Here is a 256-nt window from a genome sequence, read left to right on the forward strand (position 1 = left end):
CTATAGATAAATCAAGAGAAAAAGAACTACTACTAGAATAGTTGAAGCCTAGAAAACAAGATTGTGAATATGAACTATTCTTCTTTTCGATGTGTATTAATCTAAGATAAAACCTTTGCTTTCAGGCGTTTTTCAAACACAAATACATTATACATACTATAACGAAAAAATAAAATGTTTATATTAAAGCAATTTTTCTAACATGTTTAAGATATAAGAAATCCTAATTATTCATTATGTTGAAATATTATATAAT

It is taken from the genome of Bacillus sp. JJ722 (genome assembly GCF_036963345.1).
Lineage (GTDB): Bacteria > Bacillota > Bacilli > Bacillales > DSM-1321 > Bacillus_AD.